We start from the raw sequence: 4945 nt of genomic DNA, 5'->3' as shown, positions 1-4945 counted from the left end.
GCCGCCGCACGATATCGCGGAAACGCGGATCGGACGTGTACTGGGCGATGCCCTCGCCACGCGCGAACGGCAGCGAACCGAGATTCAGATCCTGCGGACGCCACCCCAGCACGGTCGTGTCGAGGGTGACGACGACGGCCTCCGCGCCGATCGTCTCGGCCCGGTGCAGCAGGCTGTCGACGAGGTCCTCGTCCGAGCTCCAGTACAGCTGGAACCACCGCGGTGCGTCGCCCATCGCGGCGGCGCAGTCCTCCATCGGCGTGCAGCCCTGGTTGGAGAAGATGTACGGCACCCCTGTCGCCGCGGCGGCCCGCGCGATCGCCAGGTCGCTGTCGGGGGCCATCAACGCGCCCGCACCGACGGGCGCGAGCAGCAGAGGCGACGACAACGCGGTGTTCACCACCGTGGTGCCGAGATTCCGTTCGGTGACGCCGTGCGCCATGCGCGGCACGATCGCCCACCGGTCGAACGCGCGACGGTTGTTGCGCATCGTCCGGCCCTCACCGGCACCTCCCGCGACGTACGCCCAGGCACGCTTCGAACTGGCCCGGCGCGCGGCGCGCTCCAGATCGGCGAAGTTCGTCGGGGCCGCGGGCCGGCGGCCGAGCGCCCCGTCGCGGTAGACGACACCCTGACGTTCCCGGCCGGGGCCTGCGGCGGGGGAGGCGGCGATTTCGGTCACGGGTTCTCCTCTCGGGGCGCACACACATCGACGACGGTAGCCGCGACCCGTGGGCGGCAGGTCGTTTACCGGGAAGGCAGCAGCGCGCGCACCGCGTCGATGGTGTCCGCGTCGGCGGCGTCCTTGTCCGGCCGGTACCGCAGCACCCGCGCGAACCGCAGGGCCACCCCGCCGGGATAGCGCGGGCTGATCTGCACCCCGTCGAGCTCGATCTCGACGACCAGCTCGGGACGCAGGTAGACGGTGTGCGCGTCGCGGGTACGTTCGCGGCGCGGAAACTCCTCGGTCTGCCAGCGCAGCAGCTCGTCGGTCAGACCCTTGAACGTCTTGCCCACCATGATCGGTTCGCCGCCGTCGGGGTCGCGGGCGCCCAGATGCAGGTTCGACAGGAATCCGGTGCGCCGGCCGTAGCCCCACTCGGCGCCGAGTACCACCAGGTCCAGGGTGTGTTCGGGTTTGACCTTGAGCCAGGTGCGGCCACGCCGTCCGGCCGCGTACGGGTCGGTGAGGGACTTGACCATCACACCCTCGTGGCCGTCGGCCAGGGCAGCGTCGAAGTGCGCTGCTGCCGCGTCCGGATCGGGCTCGATCAGGGACGGGATCCGGTACGGTGCTGCGACCGTGTCGAGGGCGGCGATCCGGTCCGTGAGCGGGGCGTCGAGCAGATCGGTGCCGTCCAGATGCAGGCAGTCGAAGAAGTACGGGTGCAGCAGCAGGTCGTGGGCGCTCGCCGCGCCGAACCGGCTCATCGTCTCCTGGAACGGGCGCGGTCGTCCGCTGTCGGTGAGTGCCAGGGTTTCGCCGTCGAGCACGACACTCGAACACGGCAGCGCCGCAACCAGTTCGACGAGCTCGGGCACGCTCGACGTGATGTCGCGCAACGTGCGGGTGTAGACGCGGACGTCGTCGCCGTGCCGGTGCACCTGGATGCGGGCGCCGTCGAGTTTGTACTCGACGCTCACCGCCGGGCCGAGCTGGGTGAGCGCCTCGGCGAGCGACCCGGCGGGGGACGCGAGCATCGGCCGGACCGGCCGTCCTACCTCGAGCCGGAACACGCCCAGCGCCTCCACACCGCCCGCGAGCGCGGCCGCCGCGGTCGCGGGGAGGCGGCCCGACAACATGAACGCGCGGCGCGCCGCCTCGACCGGTACCGACGAGGCCGCGGCGACGGCGTCGGTCATCACCCCTTCGAGCGCGCCCTGCCGCAGATCTCCGGTGAGCAGGCGGACCAGGAACTGCTGCTCTTCCGCGGTCGCGGCACCGAACAAGGAGGTCAGCAGCGTGCGGCGGCGTTCCGTGGAGCCCGCGCCGGTAGTCGCGGCGAGGGTGGTGAAGGTCGCGTCGACGTCACCGACCGAGAGGGTCGGCTCGGGTGCCGGGTCGATCTGCAGGCCGGTGAGGGTGCGCCACCCGACGCCGATCCGGCCCTGCCGCACCTCGCCCGACAGCCACGCGACGACCGGTTCCACCTCGTCCGGGTCCAGGTCGGCGAGCAGCTCCCGCAGCAGCGCGACCTTCTCCCGCCGTGAGCGGGTGGCACCCACGGCGTCCGACACGGCGACGATCCGGGACACACGCACAGTCCGACGGTAGCCGCGTCCGGGCGGTGGGGACCGATATTCGCTCCGGACGGACGACGGTGCCCTCTCCGGGAGGCGCGGGTTTCCAAAGCGTCGCAGCGGTGGGATCCTCGGAATCGGTGAGGGCGGTGGACTGGTTCGATGCGGACGGTTACACGTGGGGCCGGCTGTTCTTCACACGGGGACTCGCGGCCCTGTACTTCGTCGCGTTCCTGGGGGCGTTCAACCAGTTCCGGGCGCTGCTCGGGTCCGATGGGCTGCTCCCCATCCCGGACTTCGTGCGGGCGGTGCCGTTCCGGCGGTCGCCGAGCCTGTTCCATTGGCACTATTCGGACCGGTTCTACGCCGCGGTCGCGGCGACCGGGACGGTGCTCGCCGCCGCCACGGTCCTCGGGGTCACGGACCTGCTGCCGCTGCCGTTGACGATGCTCGTGTGGTTCGTCCTGTGGGCGCTGTACCTGTCCATCGTCAACGTGGGGCAGGTGTGGTACTCGTTCGGCTGGGAATCGTTGCTGCTCGAAGCGGGTGTGCTCGCGATCTTCCTGGGCAATGCGGAGATCGCGCCGCCGTTCGTCGTGCTGATCCTGCTGCGGTGGCTGCTGTTCCGCCTCGAGTTCGGAGCGGGTCTGATCAAGATGCGCGGCGACCGCTGCTGGCGGGACCTGACGTGCCTGTACTACCACCACGAGACCCAGCCGATGCCCGGCCCGTTCAGCTGGTACTTCCATCGCCTGCCGCGACCGCTGCACAAGGTGGAGGTTCTCGGCAACCACTTCACGCAGCTCGTCGTGCCGTTCGGGTTGTTCCTGCCGCAACCGGTCGCCTGGATCGCCGCCGGGATCATGATCGTCACCCAGTTGTGGCTGGTGGCCAGCGGCAACTTCTCGTGGTTGAACTGGATGGCGATCATCCTTGGGTTGTCCGTGATACCGAATACGGCCTATGACCTGGTGTTGCCTTTCGGCGCCCCCGGCGGCCACAAGGACACACCAGCGGCCTTCACTGCGGCCGCATTGGCCCTGGCCGCCGTGGTGGTGGTGCTGAGCTACCAGCCGATCCGGAACATGGCGTCGGGCAAGCAGAAGATGAACGCCAGCTTCAACAAGTGGCATTTCGTCAACACCTACGGCGCGTTCGGCAGCGTGACGCGGGTGCGACGCGAGGTCGTCGTCGAAGGCACCTCCGATGCGACGATCGGCCCCGACACGGAATGGAAGGAATACGAATTCAAGGGCAAGCCGGGCGACCTGCGGCGCCGACCCCGCCAGTTCGCGCCCTACCATCTGAGGCTGGACTGGCTCATGTGGTTCGCCGGGATCTCCCGGGACTACGCGGCCGCCTGGTTCCCACAGCTCATGGCGAAACTGCTCAGCAACGACAAGCACGTTCTGAAGCTGCTGCGGCACAACCCGTTCCCGGACGAACCGCCGCGCTTCGTGCGCGCCCGCCTGTACCGGTACCGGTTCACCACCCGCGCGCAGCGGCGTGCGACGGGTGAGTGGTGGGAGCGGAGCCTGATCGGCGAGTTCTTCTACCCGGCCGAGCTCGTCGACCGATGAGTTTTCCCGCGCCGGGGGGTCTGTGTAGGCGACGATGGAAACCCGAGACGAGGAGAAACCGATGCCCGCGATCACCCCGTGGCTGTGGTTCGACATGAACGCGCAGGAAGCAGCCGAGTACTACATCACGGTGTTCCCCAATTCGCGCATTCTGAAGGTCACCCCCTATCCCGAGGACTCACCGGTTCCGGCGGGCACCGCCCTGACCGTCGAGTTCGAACTCGACGGCACCCGGTTCAGCGGGCTCAACGGCGGTCCCCAGTTCCGGTTCAACGAGGCCGTGTCGTTCGCGATCGACTGCGCCGACCAGGACGAGGTGGACCACTACTGGGACGCCCTCACCGCCGACGGCGGCGAGGAATCGCAGTGCGGATGGCTGAAGGACAGGTTCGGGGTGTCCTGGCAGGTGGTGCCGCGCAGGCTCGGGGAACTGATGTCCGACCCGGATCTGGGAGTCGTGCAGCGGGTCAGCGACGCGCTGATGAAGATGCACAAGATCGAGGTGCCGGTGCTCGAGGAGGCGGCGCGCGGCTGAACGTGCCGGGTGTCATCCGGGCCGGGTGTCGTGCGGGAGGACAGGAAACGGGGTGGCCGGATGGACTCCGACGAGGTGTGGGACGCGATCGACGACCAACGTCGACGCACGGCCGACCTGCTCGAACAGCTTTCCGACGACGAGTGGTCGCACCCGTCGTTGTGCGAGGGCTGGACCGTGCGCGACGTCGCCGCCCACCTGACGCTGCAGCAGATCACGCTCGGTCAGGCGATCCGGATGGCGCTGCGGCATCCCGGCAGTGTCAACACGATGATCCGCGAATCCGCCCGCAGCCGCGCCTCGTCACCGCCCGAACGGCTGGTCGCGGACATCCGGGCCACGATCGGCTCGCGCCGGCACAACATCGGCCTCACCGAGCTCGAGGCACTGATCGACATCCTCGTCCACAGCCAGGACATCGCGGTGCCGCTGCAGCGGGACCTCCCGATGCCGACCGCGGCGGCGGCCACCGCGGCGGATCGGGTCTGGTCCTCGCGTGGAACGAGCAAGAGCCGGGTCTTCGAGTCTGTTCCGCTCGACGGATTCCGCTTCATCGCAACCGATGTCGACTGGTCGGTCGGCGAGGGTC

At 69.3% G+C, this 4945-nt stretch carries 5 protein-coding genes; 3 read left to right on the top strand and 2 right to left on the bottom strand.

Features of this window, described 5'->3' with window-relative positions:
- Together I0Q12_RS33320 and I0Q12_RS20135 are read right to left on the bottom strand one after the other, a co-directional pair.
- On the bottom strand, positions 1–682 hold a 682-nt coding region (locus tag I0Q12_RS33320; protein WP_307846364.1), incomplete at its 3' end, for an alpha-hydroxy-acid oxidizing protein.
- 65 nt (positions 683–747) lie between these two features.
- Entirely contained in the window at positions 748–2262 is a 1515-nt protein-coding gene (locus tag I0Q12_RS20135; RefSeq protein WP_197253925.1) for an ATP-dependent DNA ligase, read from the bottom strand.
- Between the two features lie 128 nt (positions 2263–2390).
- On the opposite strand from I0Q12_RS20135, the gene I0Q12_RS20130 reads away from it, so the two are divergent.
- The 3 genes from I0Q12_RS20130 to I0Q12_RS20120 form a co-directional block, all read left to right on the top strand.
- Entirely contained in the window at positions 2391–3821 is a 1431-nt protein-coding gene (locus I0Q12_RS20130; protein WP_197253923.1) for a lipase maturation factor family protein, read from the top strand.
- Positions 3822–3882: 61 nt separating this feature from the next.
- Positions 3883–4356, top strand: coding sequence for a VOC family protein (locus I0Q12_RS20125; protein ID WP_197253921.1), 474 nt, complete (start codon positions 3883–3885; stop codon positions 4354–4356).
- A gap of 60 nt (positions 4357–4416) precedes the next feature.
- On the top strand, positions 4417–4945 hold a 529-nt coding region (locus I0Q12_RS20120; RefSeq protein ID WP_197253919.1), incomplete at its 3' end, for a maleylpyruvate isomerase family mycothiol-dependent enzyme.

This window comes from Rhodococcus sp. CX, assembly GCF_015865005.1.
Classification (GTDB): Bacteria; Actinomycetota; Actinomycetes; order Mycobacteriales; family Mycobacteriaceae; genus Rhodococcus.
This window is presented reverse-complemented; position numbering and strand designations above follow the sequence as displayed.

Coding starts and splice junctions, on each gene's coding strand:
- I0Q12_RS20125 (WP_197253921.1), top strand. CDS start 3,883: ATGCCCGCGATCACCCCGTGGCTGTGGTTCGACATGAACGCGCAGGAA.